Annotated in this window: 19 protein-coding genes and 1 pseudogene; 2 read left to right on the top strand and 18 right to left on the bottom strand. The window is 39.7% G+C overall.

Translation table 11 applies throughout. The features are described from left to right. Positions 1-86 precede the first annotated feature (86 nt). Positions 87-1,064: a GMP reductase gene (locus HPB14_RS02415; protein ID WP_014658439.1), complete on the top strand. Its 978-nt coding sequence runs from the start codon at positions 87-89 to the stop codon at positions 1,062-1,064. A 163-nt stretch (positions 1,065-1,227) separates the two neighbouring features. Here the strand turns inward: HPB14_RS02415 and gmhA are convergent, their stop codons facing one another. From gmhA to cdh, 15 genes and pseudogenes are all read right to left on the bottom strand, one after another. Beyond that, positions 1,228-1,806, bottom strand: a complete 579-nt coding sequence (gene gmhA / locus HPB14_RS02410; RefSeq protein WP_000565138.1) for a D-sedoheptulose 7-phosphate isomerase — start codon at positions 1,804-1,806, stop codon at positions 1,228-1,230. After that, positions 1,799-3,190 (bottom strand): D-glycero-beta-D-manno-heptose-7-phosphate kinase, encoded by a 1,392-nt coding sequence (gene rfaE1 / locus HPB14_RS02405; protein WP_000723184.1) that lies wholly within the window; start codon positions 3,188-3,190, stop codon positions 1,799-1,801. Before rfaE1 ends, gmhA begins: the two co-directional genes overlap by 8 nt. Further along, the gene (gene rfaD / locus HPB14_RS02400; protein ID WP_001269049.1) at positions 3,187-4,179 is read right to left on the bottom strand and encodes an ADP-glyceromanno-heptose 6-epimerase; all 993 of its coding nucleotides are present in this window, start codon (positions 4,177-4,179) and stop codon (positions 3,187-3,189) included. The genes rfaE1 and rfaD overlap by 4 nt, the downstream gene beginning before the upstream one ends. An 8-nt stretch (positions 4,180-4,187) precedes the next feature. Further along, on the bottom strand, positions 4,188-4,709 hold the full coding sequence (gmhB, locus tag HPB14_RS02395) for a D-glycero-beta-D-manno-heptose 1,7-bisphosphate 7-phosphatase (protein WP_000210471.1): 522 nt from the start codon (positions 4,707-4,709) through the stop codon (positions 4,188-4,190). Next, positions 4,699-5,451, bottom strand: coding sequence for a sulfite exporter TauE/SafE family protein (locus tag HPB14_RS02390; RefSeq protein ID WP_001178219.1), 753 nt, complete (start codon positions 5,449-5,451; stop codon positions 4,699-4,701). Before HPB14_RS02390 ends, gmhB begins: the two co-directional genes overlap by 11 nt. Further along, a complete protein-coding gene (locus HPB14_RS02385; protein ID WP_001111559.1) occupies positions 5,442-6,113 on the bottom strand; it encodes a type III pantothenate kinase in 672 nt (223 codons plus the stop codon). Before HPB14_RS02385 ends, HPB14_RS02390 begins: the two co-directional genes overlap by 10 nt. A gap of 4 nt (positions 6,114-6,117) precedes the next feature. Next, complete coding sequence (gene pgbB / locus HPB14_RS02380) at positions 6,118-7,785, bottom strand: plasminogen-binding protein PgbB (protein WP_001039592.1); 1,668 nt, start codon at positions 7,783-7,785, stop codon at positions 6,118-6,120. Between the two features lie 4 nt (positions 7,786-7,789). Further along, the gene (locus HPB14_RS02375; protein ID WP_001021850.1) at positions 7,790-8,446 is read right to left on the bottom strand and encodes a hypothetical protein; all 657 of its coding nucleotides are present in this window, start codon (positions 8,444-8,446) and stop codon (positions 7,790-7,792) included. After that, complete coding sequence (dut, locus tag HPB14_RS02370; protein ID WP_000694136.1) at positions 8,443-8,880, bottom strand: dUTP diphosphatase; 438 nt, start codon at positions 8,878-8,880, stop codon at positions 8,443-8,445. Before dut ends, HPB14_RS02375 begins: the two co-directional genes overlap by 4 nt. Beyond that, on the bottom strand, positions 8,870-9,364 hold the full coding sequence (greA, locus tag HPB14_RS02365) for a transcription elongation factor GreA (RefSeq protein WP_001031343.1): 495 nt from the start codon (positions 9,362-9,364) through the stop codon (positions 8,870-8,872). The genes dut and greA overlap by 11 nt, the downstream gene beginning before the upstream one ends. 40 nt (positions 9,365-9,404) lie before the next feature. After that, positions 9,405-10,487, bottom strand: a complete 1,083-nt coding sequence (lpxB, locus tag HPB14_RS02360; RefSeq protein WP_001142215.1) for a lipid-A-disaccharide synthase — start codon at positions 10,485-10,487, stop codon at positions 9,405-9,407. Beyond that, positions 10,487-10,948 carry a nickel-binding protein Mua gene (mua, locus tag HPB14_RS02355; RefSeq protein ID WP_001154756.1) on the bottom strand — a complete coding sequence of 154 codons (462 nt, stop codon included), beginning with the start codon at positions 10,946-10,948 and terminating at the stop codon, positions 10,487-10,489. The genes lpxB and mua overlap by 1 nt, the downstream gene beginning before the upstream one ends. A 6-nt stretch (positions 10,949-10,954) precedes the next feature. Next, the gene (gene hypA / locus HPB14_RS02350) at positions 10,955-11,308 is read right to left on the bottom strand and encodes a hydrogenase/urease nickel incorporation protein HypA (RefSeq protein ID WP_000545280.1); all 354 of its coding nucleotides are present in this window, start codon (positions 11,306-11,308) and stop codon (positions 10,955-10,957) included. A 58-nt stretch (positions 11,309-11,366) separates the two neighbouring features. Further along, a complete protein-coding gene (flgE, locus tag HPB14_RS02345) occupies positions 11,367-13,523 on the bottom strand; it encodes a flagellar hook protein FlgE (protein WP_000946402.1) in 2,157 nt (718 codons plus the stop codon). 206 nt (positions 13,524-13,729) lie between these two features. Next, positions 13,730-14,547: pseudogene (gene cdh, locus HPB14_RS02340) on the bottom strand (CDP-diacylglycerol diphosphatase). A gap of 268 nt (positions 14,548-14,815) precedes the next feature. On the opposite strand from cdh, the gene HPB14_RS02335 reads away from it, so the two are divergent. After that, entirely contained in the window at positions 14,816-15,145 is a 330-nt protein-coding gene (locus HPB14_RS02335) for a zinc ribbon domain-containing protein YjdM (protein ID WP_001153354.1), read from the top strand. Positions 15,146-15,197: 52 nt separating this feature from the next. Here the strand turns inward: HPB14_RS02335 and HPB14_RS02330 are convergent, their stop codons facing one another. The 3 genes from HPB14_RS02330 to HPB14_RS02320 all read right to left on the bottom strand — a co-directional run bounded on the left by HPB14_RS02330 (position 15,198) and on the right by HPB14_RS02320 (position 18,035). Continuing rightward, a complete protein-coding gene (locus HPB14_RS02330) occupies positions 15,198-15,413 on the bottom strand; it encodes a hypothetical protein (protein ID WP_001206520.1) in 216 nt (71 codons plus the stop codon). 84 nt (positions 15,414-15,497) lie between these two features. After that, the gene (locus HPB14_RS02325) at positions 15,498-16,373 is read right to left on the bottom strand and encodes a twin-arginine translocation signal domain-containing protein (RefSeq protein WP_000828889.1); all 876 of its coding nucleotides are present in this window, start codon (positions 16,371-16,373) and stop codon (positions 15,498-15,500) included. Between the two features lie 144 nt (positions 16,374-16,517). Beyond that, on the bottom strand, positions 16,518-18,035 hold the full coding sequence (locus tag HPB14_RS02320; protein WP_000247305.1) for a catalase: 1,518 nt from the start codon (positions 18,033-18,035) through the stop codon (positions 16,518-16,520). Positions 18,036-18,111 lie beyond the last annotated feature (76 nt).

Raw genomic sequence — 18,111 nt, 5'->3', positions numbered from 1 at the left:
TTGATCGAGCCTATATCATTTCCTCTTGATTTTTTATTCAATTTAAGGTAAAAATAATGTTTTTAAAGCAAAAAAGGATCAAGTCATTGAAAGTATTTGATTACGAAGATGTCCAACTCATTCCTAATAAATGCATTGTGAATAGCCGTTCAGAGTGCGATACGACCGTTATTCTAGGCAAACACGCATTTAAAATGCCCATAGTCCCGGCCAACATGCAAACAATCATCAACGAATCGATCGCAGAATTTCTAGCAGAAAATGGCTATTTCTACATCATGCACCGCTTTAACGGATCGGCAAGAATCCCGTTTGTCAAAAAAATGAAAGAACGCCAATTAATTAGTTCGATCAGCGTTGGGGTGAAAAAGGAAGAATATCTTTTGATAGAAGAGTTAGCCAAGCAAGGATTAGCACCAGACTACATCACGATCGATATTGCGCATGGCCATTCAAATTCTGTCATTGAAATGATCCAACGCATCAAAACGCGTTTGCCAGAAACTTTTGTGATTGCCGGGAATGTTGGCACGCCAGAAGCAGTCCGTGAATTAGAGAACGCCGGTGCTGACGCTACGAAAGTTGGCATCGGGCCTGGGAAAGTGTGTATCACTAAAATCAAAACAGGCTTTGGCACGGGTGGTTGGCAACTAGCGGCTCTTAGGTGGTGTGCTAAAGCAGCAAGAAAGCCCATTATTGCAGATGGCGGCATTCGCACGCATGGCGATATTGCAAAATCCATACGCTTTGGCGCGACAATGGTGATGATTGGCTCGCTTTTTGCAGGGCATGAAGAATCATCTGGAGAGACAAAAATAGAAAATGGTATCGCATATAAGGAATATTTCGGTTCGGCATCAGAGTTCCAAAAAGGTGAAAAGAAAAATATTGAAGGCAAGAAAATTTGGATTCAACATAAAGGCTCGTTAAAAGACACGCTGATTGAAATGCATCAAGATTTGCAATCTTCAATCTCCTATGCAGGCGGGAGAGACCTTGAAGCGATTCGAAAAGTGGATTATGTGATTGTGAAAAATTCAATTTTCAATGGGGACGCCATCTAAAAAAGATCGTTGGAACGAAAGCAAAGGCAGAAAAAATGGTCTTCAATCTGTTTTTCAAACGATTTGCTCTGACTTGGGTTTTTTGTTATTTTTTGATCCTTTCTTTGATTTCACTGCATTTTGTGGGATCATTTTTTTAAATTCAAGCACATAGCCTTTAGGGCTAATTTTTATGAGCGAAATGCCTTTCAATGCAATCGCATAAGATGTGGATCATAAGAATGTGCATTTCTTGGATTCGTGGGGTATCATCGCTAGGGACAATCAAAGCCATATCGCTTAAAGGCTTCATTTTCCCCCCATCATGCCCCGCTAAACTAAGCGTTTTTACCCCTAAATCTTTGGCTTTTTCATAAGCTTTTAGGACATTTTTGGAATTACCGCTTGTAGAAATCCCTATCAAAACATCGTTTTTTACCCCTAGTGCTTCCACTTGTCTGGCAAACACTTCTTCATAACCATAATCGTTCGCAATGGCGGTGAGAGCTGAGGTATCCGTGCTTAAACTTATCGCACTCAAGCCTTTCCTTTCTAATTTATAGCGCCCGGTCAATTCAGCGGCAAAATGCTGCGCGTCGCTCGCGCTCCCCCCGTTACCGCAAATAAGGATTTTCCCTTGATTTTCTAAAGTTTCTGTCAAAAGATGAACGCTTTGTTTTAACGCTTCTTGCAAACCCTCTAAACTTTTTTCTAACGCTTCCTTATGGGCTAAAAATTCTTTTTTAATTAAACCATCAATCATTGCATGTCCTTTTAATTTTTTCTATGATAGCGCTTGTGGAATAACCTTCTCCAAACTCCATCAAGCGGGTTTCTTTAGCAAACTCGCTCCCTATGACTTCTTTATTGAGATAGTCCGCTCCCTTGACTAAAATATCAGGCTTTAGGGCTTGAATTAATTTGATGGGCGTGTCTTCTTCAAACACCACGACATAATCCACGCAAGACAGACTCGCTAAAAGAAACGCTCTGTCTTTTTCGCTCACTATGGGGCGTTTATCCCCCTTGAGCCTTTTAACGGAAGCGTCGCTATTTAACCCCACAACAAGAATATCCCCCAAAGCTTTAGCCTTTTGCAAATAACTCGCATGCCCTTTATGGAGGAGGTCAAAACAGCCATTGGTGAAAACGATTTTTTGCTGGTTATGTTCTAAAGTTTCTAACAGCTTTTCTAAAGGGAGGATTTTAGGGTGCGTTTGGTTCAAGATCAAAGCGATTTCTTCTAAACTCGCTGACGCGCTCCCCATTTTACCCACCACCACCGCCGCAGCCGCATTGGCAAACTCGCAAGCATCTTTCAGGCTCTTTGATTCTAATAAAGAAAGCGTTAAAGACGCTATCACCGTATCGCCAGCTCCCGTGACATCATAAACTTCTTTAGCGATAGTGGGGCAATTGACTAACTCGCCTTTTTCTAAAAAAGCGATGCCCTGTTCGCTCAAAGTGACTAAAGGCATGGCGATTTGATAAGTTTCTTTTAAGATTTGGAGCGCTTTTGATAAATTCGCATGGCTATCTAACTTCAAATGGAGCGCTTGCTCTAATTCAGCGCGATTAGGCGTGATCAAACTCGCATAAGAATATTTGTTATAATCCTTTCCTTTAGGGTCGCATAAAATGAGCTTGTGGTGTTGGTTGGCTAGAGCGATCATTGTTTGAGTGAGTTCAAAATCCAACACGCCCTTATTGTAATCTGAAAGGATAACGCCATCTATTTCTTGGATCTTTTCTGTGAAAAAATCTAAAAGTCTTTTTCTTAAATCAGCACTTAAGGGGTCTTTGATTTCCTTATCCACGCGCGCGATTTGCTGGTTTTGCGCGATGATGCGCGTTTTAAGCGTGGTGCAACGGGTTTTATCTATCAAAATACCTGAAGCGTCAATCCCTCTTGTTTTTAAAGCGCTAATGAAATGCTTGCCTTCTAAATCATCGCCCACTACCCCACATAAAAAGACTTTAGCTTTTAAAGAGATAAGATTATTAGCCACATTGGCCGCTCCGCCTAAATTCTTGCTCTCTTTTTTGACTTCTAAAACAGGCACAGGGGCTTCAGGCGAAAGGCGTTCGCTCTTCCCCCACAAATAATAATCAGCGATCAGATCGCCTACGACTAGGATTTTTTTCATGCGTGCTGTCCTTTAAAAATCGCATGGATATGGGGCAAATAATCTTTAATGCCGCTTTCTAAATCGTATAAAGGGGTGTAATCTAAATCCAAAATAGTAGGCTCAATGTGTGCTTGGGTGTGCTTTTGGAAAAAAGCGTAAGGGTTTTTAATATAACTCACTTTAAAATCCCCTAAATGCTCTTTTAAAATGCTAACGATTTCATTATAACTTCTGGCTTGGGAATAACCCACATTATAAACCCCGCTTTTTTGAGCCTTCATCGCTTTCACGTTCGCTTGGATCACATCTTCAATATAGACAAAATCCCTTAATTGCTCGCCAAATTCAAAAAGCTTGACTTCCTTAAACGCCATCGCACCTAAAGCAAGCTGCAAAACCATAGAAGCGGTTTTTTCTTTATAAAATTCCCTAGGCCCATAGACATTGAAATACCTTAAGCCCACTTGAATATTATCGCTTGAATGCGAAAGAACAAATTCATCCATGCAAAGCTTGGAAAAGCCATAAACGTTTTCAGGGCTTTCGTTTTTGCCCACCACATTGGGGGCTTTGGTGTTGCCATAAACGCCCGCTGAAGAAGCGTAAATCACTTTAGCCTTTTTTGAGCGAGCGATTTCTAAAAGGTTTAAAAAAGCCTGATAATTGGTTTTCATCACTAATTCTTGATCCAGCATGGTCGTATCAGAAACAGCCGCTTGGTGGAACAAATAATCAAAATGCAATTTTTCTAAATGCCTTAAATCTAAGGGGTTGTTAATATCAGCTACAATCACTTCACCCTTAAAACCGATTAAATTCTTAAAATGCCCTAAAGAACTCGGGCGGTTATTACTAGAGAGCGTGTTACTGCGGAATTTATCCAAAACCACTACTTTAGCTTTAGGGTGGTTCTCTTGAAAATAAAAGGCCAAATTACTGCCTACAAAGCCAGCCCCACCGGTGATTAAAATCGTTTGATTTTCTAATCCATCATCAATATAACGCATTCTTATCCTTATTTGATTAGATCTATCATCTCTTTAAGATCTTTACATTGTATCCAAGAATGAGAAGTTTTTAAAAAATTTGTGGTCAATAAAAGGTTATTTTTAACTTTAGCGTTCAAGCCGGCTAACATGTCGCTCTCCTTATCGCCTATCATAAAAGATTGATCCAAGCAAATTTGATGCTCTTTAGCAGCTTGTAAAATCAAAGAGGGTTTTGGCTTTCTGCAAGCGCAATTTTCTTCTGGGGCGTGCCTGCAAAAATAAATACCATCCAAATTAAAACCTAATTCTTTAAGCAAGCTTTCTTGGAGGTATTCGGTGAGGTTTTCAAAATCTTTAAGGGTGTAATAGCCTCGGTTGATCCCGGATTGGTTAGTGATTAAAAGCAGTTTGTAGCCTAAAGATTTCGCATGCTTTAGCAATTCAAAAATCCCTTTTTGAAACTCAAAATCTTCTTTTTGACTCACATAGCCTTTATCAATATTGATAATGCCGTCTCTGTCCAAAAAAAGGGCTTTGTTAGTGGTCATGGTGGCTTTCTTGGTGCGGTGTGGCGTTGTTTTGATGGTGCATCATATCGCTTTGGTAATGCATTGCATGGGGTGTTTTGTGGCTAATGAGCATGATCCCCATATAAAGGACATAAAGCCCAAAAACCCCCATTAAGCCTTTAGACAAAAGATTGAAAAATTTCCTGTAAGAAATGGAAATCTTGCTTAAAAAAATCCCCATTAAAAACAACGGCACGCTGGTGCCAAGCCCAAAAGAAAGGCCTAGCATCGCTCCCATAAACGCGCTATGACTGAGAATCACGCTCGCTAAAAACGAATACACCATCATGCAAGGTAAAAACCCGTTCAGCACGCCCAAGAAATACAGCCCCAGAATGTTTTGAGATTGCAAGGTTTTTTTCATCAAAAAAGAGATGAAAGGGATTTGAAAGCTTAATTTTTCCGCTTTAGCTCCCAAGAGCGCTAAAAGGATTAAAACAACTCCCATGCTCATCAATAAAACACCCCTAAAACCCATGCCCACGCTAAGACTATGCCCTAAACCTGCCGTTATAGCCCCTAAGAGCATGTAGGTGCTGATCCTCCCTACATTATAAAGGGCATGGCAAGTGAGCTGGTAAGAAAAGCTTGTAATTTTAGAAAATCTTATTTGACTGAACGCGCTCACAATCCCCCCACACATGCCCACACAATGCCCTAAAGACATGCTCAAAGCGGCTAAAAACATGCCCAAAAAACTCAAATTCTGCATCATTTGCATTCTAGTATCCCTGCTTTTTTAAGAGCGATCTCCATCCCGTCAAAAACCAAACTCTCCTTGCAAACAGAATGGGGTAAAAACGCGCTCAAATACTTCGCATCGCCCCCACAAAGATAGATTTTTTGGTTTTTGGCTAAATGCTGGATACAAGAAATGACGCTCAAAATCATGCCGTAATTCACAGCGTCTCTAGTGTTTTTAGGTAAAACTTCTAAAGAATCTAAGGCTTTGAAAGGTTGCTCTAAAATTTTAGCGCTTTTTTTATACGCATGAATATATTGGGCTAAACCGGGTAAAATACACCCTCCTAAATGCTTGCCCTCTTTGACTAAATCTATCGTAATCGCGCTCCCCGCATCCACTATAACCCCATTAGCCACCGCTAAACACGCCATTTGCCGGTCTATCCCAAGCCCTATATAGTCGGTTTCTAAATGAAAAAACCCTGCAATATTTTTAGCGTTAGGGTAACAATCCAAAAGGGCTTTTTCATTTTCTTCATTCACGCTAATGTAAAAAATTTCCTTTTGAATACCCAAACGCTTTAAATCTTCTTTAGCGCTTGAAAAGAGCTGATAATTTTGCACGAAATGGATGCGCGTATTGCCTATATCGCATAAAACCAGGTTTTTCAAATCTTTAAAAGATTGCCTAGCTGGCATAGGCCTACTTCTTATTCATTTCTAAAGCTTTTCTTCTTTCTTCAAGCTCTTTTTCATCTCTTTCTTGATGCTCTCTCGCTCTTTGTTCAAATTCTCTCGCTCTTTGTTCGGCTTTGGCTTTTTTCTTTTCTTCTTTCAAGCGGCGTTTTTCTTCTTTAGAGCTTGGTTTTGGCGCTTCTTTTTTAGCGGCACTCTCTTTTGAAGCAGGAGCGTTTTCTGCACCTTTTTCGTTACTCTCTTTTGAAGCAGGAGCGTTTTTACTTCCATTATTTTTTGTTTCGCCTTGTTGGGTGGCGTTATTTTGATCCCTAATAGGCTCAGGCCTTCTGGTTTTAATCTCTTCTTCTTCAAACCCGCTATTTCTTGGCTTAACTTTGTTTTCTTCTAAAGGCTTTTCTTTAGCTTTATGCCTTTCTTGCAAATAAATAGGAGCGTTCCCTTTTTCACCTTTTTGAGATTTTTTAGATGCCGATTTTTCCACAACGGGATAAAGTTTTGGTTTAAAATCATTATAATCTAAATAGTAGCGATCATAATACACCCGATTTTTGTCATAAAACACCCCTTTATCCAAACGATTGGATGAAAAAAACTTAAAACTGCCTATAGTTGGCGTTTTATAGACATTATACGAATCAAAATCATTCAAATCCACCTCTATCACATACCCACGCTTTTCTAAAGAATACAATTTATTATGGTTTAATACAATGGTATTGAGCGAAGCAAAGGGCAGTTTCACGCTGTTTAATTCCCTCAAACTCTTATCCATTTGCAAAATCTGCCCGTCTAAAGTCAGCACATATAAAGTCCCCTTATCATAGAGCAAATCCACAATATCCCCATCATAGTTGAACTCTTGACCGCTCACGACTGAGAGTATCCTTTTCCCTGTAGAAGCGATCATGTTATTGCCATCTACAATAAGGTAGGTGATATTGTTAAAAAACTTATCGCTGCTGATAACAATGTTTCTAATAGGCGTAGGGTTTCCATGCACATAATCCACGACCAACAAGCGCCCATCTAGCATGGGGAACACCACGACCGTATCCATAAAAATAGGCATCGCCATTAAAGAATTGATCGTGGTGCTTGGGGAACCTTTCTCACTAAAAAGCAATTTTTGAGAAGTGATGTCGTATAAATTCGCTGAATTGTCCGCTAACACCACCGCTAAAAGATTCCCTTTAACGCTTGCGCTCAAGGCAAAAGTCTCCAAAGGAATAACAATAGATTGTTGGCTGGCGTTAGGGTTATTGCTAATCAATTCCACTTGATGACAGATTTTATCTTGGACTTCCGCTTCAACGCCCTTTAATTTCAATTCCGTTTCTTCAGTCTTAGCCGCCTTGCTTTTGCTTGTTTTTTTATCAATCTTGTTCAAACAATCTTGCGCAAGGATGAAAAACCCTTGACTCTCATTTAAAAAACTGCTTTCATAATTGAAATTCTTACCGATTCTTAGCTGCGTTAAACCTTTATCGCCTATAACCGCTCCATTTTTCAAAATGGCTCCATAACGATTAGACGAGACGATACTTTCTTGCAAATGGTTAGGGAAATACGCTTCGCCTTTAACCTGGTGTTTAGCGGGTTTGAAATATTTCCTCATGTTACAGCCGCTAAAGACAATTAGGGCTATGAGTAAGATTAAAAATGGTTTATTCATCAAATCAATGCGTTCCTTGAATAGTTTCTTTTTTTAGATTAGTTGGTTTGGAAAGGTTTTGCTGAATATCTTCTAACATTCCATAGTGTTTTGAAACAGAGATTATAGCATAGAGTGAAGAACTTAGAGGGATAGTGGATAAACTTTGATGCGCTTTTTTGATTGCGTCTTTAGAATTTTCTTCATACAACAAGTTCACTTCTTGTAAAGCGCTCATTTCTTTAAGAATGGGGCTTTTTTCAAGTAGGTTTTTATCTCTAGAGAGCGATGCGTAAGAATATTGTGCAAAAGTTTTAACGATTTCATTAGAAGATTGCGAAAGTTTTTTAAACTCGTTTGCATCGTTTCTTTCACTCGCTCTGGCGAACTGATACAAGTCATACAGCTCTGGGGCGACTTCTTTCAATCTTTTTTGCAAGGCTATATTATTAGGACTCTCTAGCACTTCATTATAAATTTGAGTGATCCGCTCTCTGGTTTGCTCGTGCTTATAATCTTGTAATTTTGTATCCCCTAAATAAGCGATAAAAGCCACCACGATAAACAACAACACCCACTTGTAGCGTTTGAAAAACTTTTCTAATCTAAACGCCCCCTCTAAAAGCTTTTCATCGCTTTTGAATTCGTTTTTAACTTGCTCTAAATTTTCCTTAATATTCATGCCTTGCTCACTCCTGTGCTGCCAAACCCCCCGCTACCCCTTGAAGTTTCATCTAATTGTTCGCATTCTATAAATTCGGCTTTATAAGTTTTTTGAACCACCCCTTGAGCGATCCTATCCCCTACTTGAACTTTAAAATCTTTATCGCTCAAATTCGCTAAGATGACCTTAATTTCGCCCCTATAATCATTATCCACCGTGCCAGGAGAATTTAACACCATCACCTGATGATTCAAAGCCAAACCGCTACGGGTGCGCACTTGCAATTCATACCCCACTTCTAAAGACAAACAAATCCCTATTTTCACCAACCCCACGCTATGAGGTTTGATCGTTACTTCTTCTACCGCATGCAAATCAAAGCCTGAAGAACCCTCGGTTTGGTATTCAGGGATAAGGGCGTTTGGGTGGATTTTTTGGATTTTAATTTTCATCAAAACAAATCTCTTTATAGTAAATGTCTAAAATTTCAAAATCGCTCTCGCCATTGGGCAATTGAATGCTCACCGCATCGCCCTTGCTCTTACCGATCAAACTCTTAGCGATCGGCGAACCAAAAGAGATCAACCCTTTAGCCGGATCGCTCTCCACGCTCCCTACTATCGTGTAAGAAAACTCTTTATCGTTGTCTAAATTAAGGATTTTAATCGTGCTCCCAAAACTCACTTTATTATGGGCTAAAACGCTCGGATCAATCACTTGAGCGTTAGCGACAATTTCGCTTAAATCCACGATTCTCGCTTCAATGAAGCGTTGTTTTTCTTTAGCGGCATGGTATTCAGCGTTTTCTTTCAAATCACCATGCCCTCTAGCAATATCAATTTCTTTCACAATATTAGGCCGTTCCACCTCTTTTAATTGCTTCAATTCCGCACAAATCTTATTGTATCCATGCATACTCATAGGTTCTTTATTCATTTAATCTCCTAAGCTTATTCAGTAGAGATTATAGTAAAAATTAAGTTAAATTCAGCAAAAAAGCCATTTCATTAGCGATTTTTCTCGCACTCCCACTGGCTAAATATTCCCTTAATCTCAAACTTTCTTTAAAATAGCGCTCTCTGTCCATTTCTTCATACGCTTTTAACAAACCCTCTACGCTCAAAAAATGCTGGATCAATTCCGGATGCAATTGACTCTCCCCAAGCCCTGGAGTTTCATCATTTAAGGCGTTATAAAAAATATTAGCGAGTCCTATATAATGCAAATTGACCAACATTCTAGCGATCAAAAAATCCATCGTTTTAGCCCTATACGCTAACACAAAAGGCGTGCCAATCAAAGAGGCCTCTAAAGTCGCTGTGCCGCTGCAAATGAACGCAAACTCCGCTTCAAACAAACTTTTATGCGCATCATAAGAAATTTCAAATAATTGAATGTCTTCTCCATAAAGAGCTTTCAAATCCAACCCCTTAAAGAAACTCGGCACCACTAACACACGCCTTTTAAACCCTTCGTTTTGTTCTAAAATTTGAGCTACTTTGACAAATAAAGGGAACATTTTAGCGATTTCGCTTTTTCGGCTTCCTGGCATAAACACTAGAGTTTCGCCTTTAATATCTTTTTTATAATATTTAATTTCATCTAATAAAGGGTGTCCTACATATTGGGCTTTTTTTTGGTAATAACTCACTTCAAAAGGCAAAATCGCTCCCAAAAAATCGCAGTATTTTTCAAGACTTTTAGCGCGCCATTTTTTCCATGCCCAAACTTGCGGTAAAATATAATACATGATTTTTTTATGCGGATCTTGTTTTTTGATTTTTTTGGCTAGGGGGATATTGAAAGAAGAAGAATCCATTAAAAGCACCATATCCGCTTGTTTGGCTAATTGGACCATTTCTTTATGGGCTTTGAGTAAAAACCCTAAACGGCCTATCACGTCTCTAAAACCCATGACAGAAAATTCCCTAGGGCTATAGAGCGCGTTTTTCCCTTCAAACACCCCAATAAAACGATAATCTTTGGGCAAATTGTGCCGTAATTCCTCTAAATGAATATTAGAGCTCGCTTCTAAAGCACTCACTAAAATCGTGGGCATTATTTGTCTTTCAAAAGGTTTTGGACTTGATAGAGCTTGATTTCTTTATGCAAATCCCTCAGTTCAATTTTAAGCAACGAATTTTCAAAATCTTTTTTAGAGAGATGGTTTTTTAAAAGCCTGTTTTCGCGCAAAACGCTGCGGTATTGCAAGTAAAGCCCTTCACCAAACACGCGCTTGCTTGGTTTTGCCATGATAACCTGATTATCACTAGTGAAAACCTCCACTTCTTCAAGGGCTTTAGGGAAAATCCATTCTTCTCCTGTGTTTTGTGTTTCTTTGTTTGAGCGGGAATTTTCTTTTTCTGATTTTTTTTGATAGATTTCTTGCTTCAAACCTTTTAAGGCGCTTTTTTTCTTACGCAAGATTTCTTGGACTTTCTTCAATTCCAAACGGATTTTTTTTAAAACTTCTCTAGTATCTTTAATTTCTTGCTGGTAAGCGTTCAATTCTTCTTGCATGGGTTTTTATTCCGCTAACATTTCTAAAGACAACAAACGCATTTCATTGCCTTGAGTGATAATGACATTCTTGCTGTGGCATTTCTCACACACCCCATAATCTAGCGCGTTAGGCTTAAAAACATGCGAACAATCCTTGCATTCTAATTCAACCTTTTCATCTACAATGTCTAAAATAGCGTCTTTACACACCAAAGATTCTTCTCTAAAAGTCTCAAACGCGCTCACAAACAAGCTCTTATCCATAGCGCTTCTTTCGCCAATACCGACCACCACTCTTTCAATCTTATGGGCTTGATTTTTCTTCGCATGCTCTTCGCAAAGAGCGATTAAAGAAGAAACGACCGAGTATTCATGCATACTAAACCTTAATCTTTAAATTAGCCCCTATTATATTGTATTAGAGTAATCTTTTAGTTTATTGCTTAAGATTCAATAGGGTGTTAAGGATTTGATCGGATGTGGTTACCGCTTTAGAGTTCGCTTGAAACCCCCTTTGAACCACAATCAAATTCGTTAAACTCCGGCTCAAATCCACATTACTAGACTCCAGTTTAGATCCTGAAATTGAACCCCTGCGCCCCGTATTAGCCGCACCGATTAAGGCTTGCCCTGAGTTTCCGGTTTGAGAAAAGACATTCCCTCCCAAAGCCTGTAAGCCCGCATCGTTAGCGAAATTCGCTAAAGCCACTTGAGCGAGCGCTAAAGTCCTGCCATTACTGAACGCTCCTAAAAGCACCCCGTCTGAATCAAAACGAACATCCATCAAATCGCCCGCTTGATAGCCGTTTTGCTCAATCGCATAAGTTTCAGAAATCTTATCCACGCTTGTTAGCCCATCAAAACTCCCTGAGGAACCAAAGGCTAAATTGATGCGTTGGGGGGCATCAGCACCATTTTTAGGATCAAATTGCAAAAGAGGCGGGTTCATGCCTGCAAGCGATCCGTCGTTATTAAAATGCAAACGGCCTCCCTCAAACACATTAGGCCTAGCCGCTGACCCCCCTACTAATTCCCCAGGCTCAGGCACGATCACCCTAAAATTCCATTCCGCTCCCCCACTCCTATAAAACTCAATGCGCATGGCGTGTTTGGTGCCTAAACTGTCTATCACATCAATGCTTGTCGCATGGGTAGCGTGGGTGAATTTAGAACTGCTCGCTGACGCTCCCCCTTCAATTAAAGAAGCGGTATTAAGCCCTTTCATCGCGTTTTTAAACAAAACATTGTTCGTTACGCTGTCTGAAGAATACCCGCTCACAAAGATATTAAGATTTTCTTTAATGACATTTTTATTGTCTTTATTATTGATTTCAAACATGCCGTATTGGTTGATTGTAACCCCTATAGAAGCCGCTGAGTCCTGGTAATTGTCCGCTAAGCTAGGATCTTTAACGATATTAGCGTCATGCTGGATTAATGCGCGCAAGTCTTCAGTGGTCCTAAACTGCCCAATATCCGCATTAGGGCTAATAGAATGTGTGTAGCTGTATTTGAAAGCCGTTACATCTTTATCGCCGTCTAAAAAGTTAGCGAACGCTCCGGTCCCGGCTTGAGTAACCACAATATTTTTAAGCTTTTCATCGCCATCTAATTCATTGGTGTTTTCCAAACGCAATTGCTTGCCGTCCAAATAAGCTTCAATGCCCGTTTGGCTTTTGACCGCATTGATCGCATTTTTCGCTGCTACTAAGCTTGAAGTCCGGCTCACCGCTGAATCGTTTGTGAAAGAAATCTTAACCCCATTCAACTCAAGCGTGCTGTTTTCTGCAGAAGGGAGGATGTCTTTGACCATTTTCGCGCTTTTATAGCTCACCCAAATCCCTTGGTTTTCATTCAATAAAAGAGCGTCGCCATCTTCATTGTATAAAGATCCCATGTCTTCGGCGACTTGAGCTAAATTCGTGCCTGAATCATACACCGGATTAATGCCATCTGAAGGGGTTTTGGCTGAAGAATCCAAAGCAAATATCGCTGCTGTTTGATCGGCATGCCTTCCGGCGTTTAAATTCGCCCTCATAGAAATGCGGTTACTCGCTCTGGCTGGCATCACCATTCCAGGATCAATCCTAATGTTTTCTAAAGGACCGGTGTTATCCACTTTTAAAGCGTCCGTATCGCTCCCTTTATTGCCGGTATCGCTCCCGTTTCTCACCCACCCTTGCACCACAAGCCCGCCGGTGGTAACCAAACTCCCTTGCGAGTCAAAAAGAAACTCCCCATCTCTAGTGAAATTGCGAGTGATCCCCCTATCAGGGCTAATGATAAAAAAGCCATCGCCTTGAATCGCTAGATCGGTTTTGACATCTGTGTTTTGGATATTGCCTTGTGAAAAGATTTTAGTCGTCGCATCCACGCCTACCCCAAGCCCTACGGAAAAGTCATTCTGCCCTGCTAATCCGTTTTTATAGGGCGCGGTAGCGATGAGTTTGACTTGAGAGAGCATATCCACAAAAGAAGCCCTAGAATATTTAAACCCAGTGGTATTCACATTCGCAATATTGTTACTCTCAATATCCAAAGCGATTTGGTGGGCTTGCATCCCATTGACACCAGACCATAAAGACCTAAGCATGGTTATCCTTTAATTTAAAGAAATTCAATCTATGCTAAATAAAGCAAAAGTTGTTCCTAAATAGCTTTTTAGAATGATTGGTTGCGGATTTTAAAGGTTTGTTAATCAAAAAGATCGGTCAAATTCATAAGGGGATAGGGAGTTTTGTAACACTACCCCTATACGATTTTTAAAGGTTATCGCTCAAATTTAAAACTTAACTCGCTTTAGTGCAAAATCGCGCATTCATGATCTTGAATCTCTTCGGCTGAAGCGCGATTTAAAGTCAATGGGTTAAATTGCGTCGCTAACAAGACAAAGGAGTTATCGCTCTGTTGCACCACCGCTAAGCCATAGTCCCCCATGCGTTTGTGCACATTAGGCACTTCTTTATTAAGCATGACAAACGGGCTTTTTTGTGCCAATTCGCTCTCTGTTACCCGACGCGCCAGATATTTATGCCCGTTCAAGCCCCCTGATAATGGCGACCAACGGCTGTTGATTTTTTTTAGATTATTGTCCAGCTGTTTGCGCGCATCAAGGCTAATGCACGAGATATGGATGTGAAAATGGTTTTGCGATCGCCCTTTTTTAGAGTTGATCGTCAAAGAGATTGCGCTATCAGGAATGGGTTTGCCGTATTTTTTACTCATAAAATCACGCGCTTGCCAGGATAAATAAAAAAAGTTAGGCGTAGAAGAATCAAGCAACAAAGGGCTTTCAATACCGCTAATGTGAGTTGTTGGCATCAACAAATATTGCAACGGGCCGTTAATATCTTTTAAAACCACATAGCCGGCATCGGGTTTGACTTCTATGCATGGCGAAGGATTCTGATTTTTTTCATAATTGGGCAAACATTTCTCAAAAACAATCTTACGCAACACATTTGGATCTTTAGCGTTTAAACTCATAACAGCGATAGCTACCACCGCTAAAAAAAGAAAGCCCGCTTTTTTCATCTTTTTTGCTCCTTGTTTTTAATGAGAGTTTTTACAAACCCTCTCGTTATTTTTCTATAATAGCGGTTAAAATCTTTAATCATTATGATTATTTTAATGAATTTTAACTTATTAGTAACATTTAGTAACCTATTTTTAAAAAGAGATTTTTGAATACCAACGAGAAAAACTTAAATTGATAACATTAAAAAAAGCTAAAAGAATTTTTTAAAAAATTAAATAGCTTGCACTAAGCAGGCGGTAATTTTTCGTCATGCGATCTTAGGGGGTTGATACTTATCAAAATAAAGCGTTTTATAACCTTGATTTAGGTAATATCATCAACCTAATACCACAATAAGGACGATTATCATGCAAGATTTACCCCCATGCCCTAAATGCAACGACGCTTACACCTACCATGATGGCGCACAACTGGTTTGCTCTAGTTGTTTGTATGAGTGGAATGAAAATGAAGCTAATGATGAAGAATTGATCGTTAAAGATTGCTACAATAATCTTTTACAAAATGGGGACTCGGTCATTCTCATTAAGGATTTAAAGGTTAAAGGCTCATCTTTGGTGCTTAAAAAAGGCACCAAAATCAAAAATATCAAGCTTGTCAATAGCGATCACAATGTGGATTGTAAAGTGGAAGGGCAGAGCTTGTCTTTAAAATCTGAATTTCTCAAAAAAGCTTAGGAAAATACAAAAGCTTAAGAAAAAACTTAGTGGCTTTTTAGGCTTGTAAAAATCATTTTTTAGAAAAAATCAACTTATCCAACTTGAAAAAAATCACCGCTCCAATGGTTTGCCCCAAGAAAAGATTGAGCCACAACGGAAAATTGAAATAATAAAAAATCTCCATAAAAGGTAGCATCACCAACGCGCTCAACATCCATCTAAGCCAATAAACCAAAAACAGCTTAGAAGCGTATTCTGTGCCAAGTTTCTTAAAAAATTCTCGCATAAAGACAACCCTTTAAACCCTTTTTGCAAACTCTCCCTAAAAAGGAAAGCCCGCTATCAAGGAATATTCCTAGATTTCATACCTTTAGACAATCGTATAGGACACTCTTTTTTCAAAAAGTTTGCTCTCGTAATTGCCTAAATCCCTACCATCCACAAGGGCAAAAGCATCGCCAAAAGTCGCCAATAAGGCAGAATCTAACTGCATGTCTTTATGGCGATTCAATGGGATAAAGACTTCCTTGTGATTATTTTGAAAATCAAACGCTAGAAATGAATCTTTCAAATACACTTCTACCCTAGAAGCGTTTTTCACCACGCTGTTTTGACCCAGTTTCAAGCCTTGCACTTCAGCGCTTTTAATCCCACACGCATGGCATAAGGACACAAACATGCTCTCTTTTGAAATGGTTGCAAACCAAGGCAAACTCTCACGCTTGGGTAAATTTTCTTTACCCTCTAAAGCCTTCTGTCTTTTAGGCATCTCATGCTTGATGAACGCATAAAAATTGCGAACGCTTTCTTTAGGGGTTGTTCCCTTGAGCTGGTTGGCAATGTTAGCCACGCTCGCATCGTCTCTTTCATAACGCCCCATTGCTACAAAATCGCTCGTTTCAAACAAACGCTCATTCAATTGATAGCTAGCGATCTCATAAGACAAATGGACTTGCTTTTTTTGAGCACTTTTTAAAAAATCCACTTGCAAATAAGGCACTCCAAAATTGAGCATGTTTTTATAGCTAGCATGATTGCCTTGTAAATGCACATTGCTCGCTACAACGCTCGGCATGGGAATGAAAAGTGAAGTGTGTTCTGCAGAATCAAAATCAATGCTGTATTGAGCTTCTATTTTATATTTTGCAGCACTCCCTTTGCTTTCTTCTGCCTGCAAAATCTGTGCTCCTAAAACAGCACCTGTAGCGCCTAAAGCAGTCGTTTTAATAAAATCCCTTCGTTTCATAACTATAACTCTTTATTGTAATTTTTAAATTCGTTGAATGAATGAAAAAATAGGACACACCACCAAAGGACTGATGAGTATCCAAAAACCTAAATTTTGAAAGACAAAGCGTCCCTAAAAAATAAGAACGCTTAAAGAAAAGGGTTACTTTTTCTTTTTTGTGTGGTGCATGTCTTTTCCATGCATGTCTTTCATCATTTTTTGGTGTTTTTCAAGAGCTTTTTTAACTCCCTCAGCGTATTTGGGGTCAGCTTTCTTGAAATGCTCCAATTGTTTATCCACAATTTCCTTATGGGTAACATGAGCTAAAGACTCTCCAATAGTGTCATGCAACCTTTCTTTTTCATCAGCTGGCAATGAGCGGTAGTAATCACCTGGTTGGGTGTAGTAATCGCTATCCTCAGCTCTGTAATCCCAATTCCACACTTCAAACTCTTTCTCAATATGAGCTAAGTTGAACTTAGGATCTCTCGCGCTCTTATCTTCTTTATAGCCAGGCAACGAGCTAGGCGTATAGTTTTGTAAAGAGCCGTAATACCCGTTTTGCATGTAACCATCTCTGCTAGAAGAGTGGAACGGGCATCTTGGTTTATTAACCGGTATTTGAGGGTAATTAACCCCTAAGCGGTAGCGGTGTGTGTCTCCATAAGAGAACAAGCGCCCTTGTAACATCCTATCAGGGCTATAGCCAATTCCAGGAACGACATTAGCCGGACTGAACGCCGCTTGCTCCACTTCTGCGAAGTAGTTTTCAGGATTTTTATTCAACTCTACAATGCCCACTTCCATCAACGGATAATCTTGGAGATACCAAATTTTAGTTACATCAAACGGATGGAATCGATACTTCTTAGCATCCTCTTCTGGCATCACTTGAATGCTTAATTTCCATTTTGGGAAATCCCCTCTAGCGATCGCATTGAATAAATCCCTTTGATTGGAATCTGGATCGTATTTTCTGATTTCTGCGGCTTCTTCGTTAGTCAAGTGCTTAACGCCTTGCATGGTTTCAAAGTGGAATTTCACCCAAAAGCGTTCGCCTTTAGCGTTGATAAGACTAAAAGTGTGGCTGCCAAAACCATCCATATGGCGGAAAGATTTAGGGATCCCTCTATCGCTCATAACCCATGTTACTTGGTATAAGCTTTCAGGAACATTACTCCAAAAATCCCATACCATGTCATGGTTAGGCAAATTGGTTTGAGGATCTCGTTTTTGAGTGTGGATGAAATCAGGGAATTTGATCGCATCACGGATAAAGAAAACAGGCGTGTTGTTCCCTACTAAATCCCAGTTACCTTCTTCAGTGTAATACTTCATCGCAAAACCTCTTGGGTCTCTCACCGCATCCGCACTGCCTCTTTCACCAGCCACAGTGGAAAATCTGAAAAAGCATTCGGTTTTTTTGCCCACTTTAGAGAAAATTTTCGCTTTAGTGTATTTAGTGATGTCTTTAGTCACGGTGAAAGTGCCATAAGCCCCACTTCCTTTAGCATGCACCACCCTTTCAGGGATTCTTTCTCTGTCAAACGCCGCTAACTTTTCCAAAAACCAAGTGCTTTGCAATAAAACAGGACCTCTAGGGCCGGCCGTAATCACATTGTTGTCATCCCAAACGGGAGCGCCAAAAGCAGTGGTTTGTTTCATATCCTTATTAACCATCTTTTTTCCTTATATTTGATCTTAAATCTTCGTAATATGACACTAAGCCAATTACTTGTGGTGATTATTACATAAT

The organism is Helicobacter pylori HUP-B14, assembly GCF_000259235.1.
GTDB classification, from domain to species: Bacteria; Campylobacterota; Campylobacteria; order Campylobacterales; family Helicobacteraceae; genus Helicobacter; species Helicobacter pylori_CU.
Note: the sequence above shows the minus strand (reverse complement) of the source record. Positions and strands in the feature narration are given on the sequence as shown.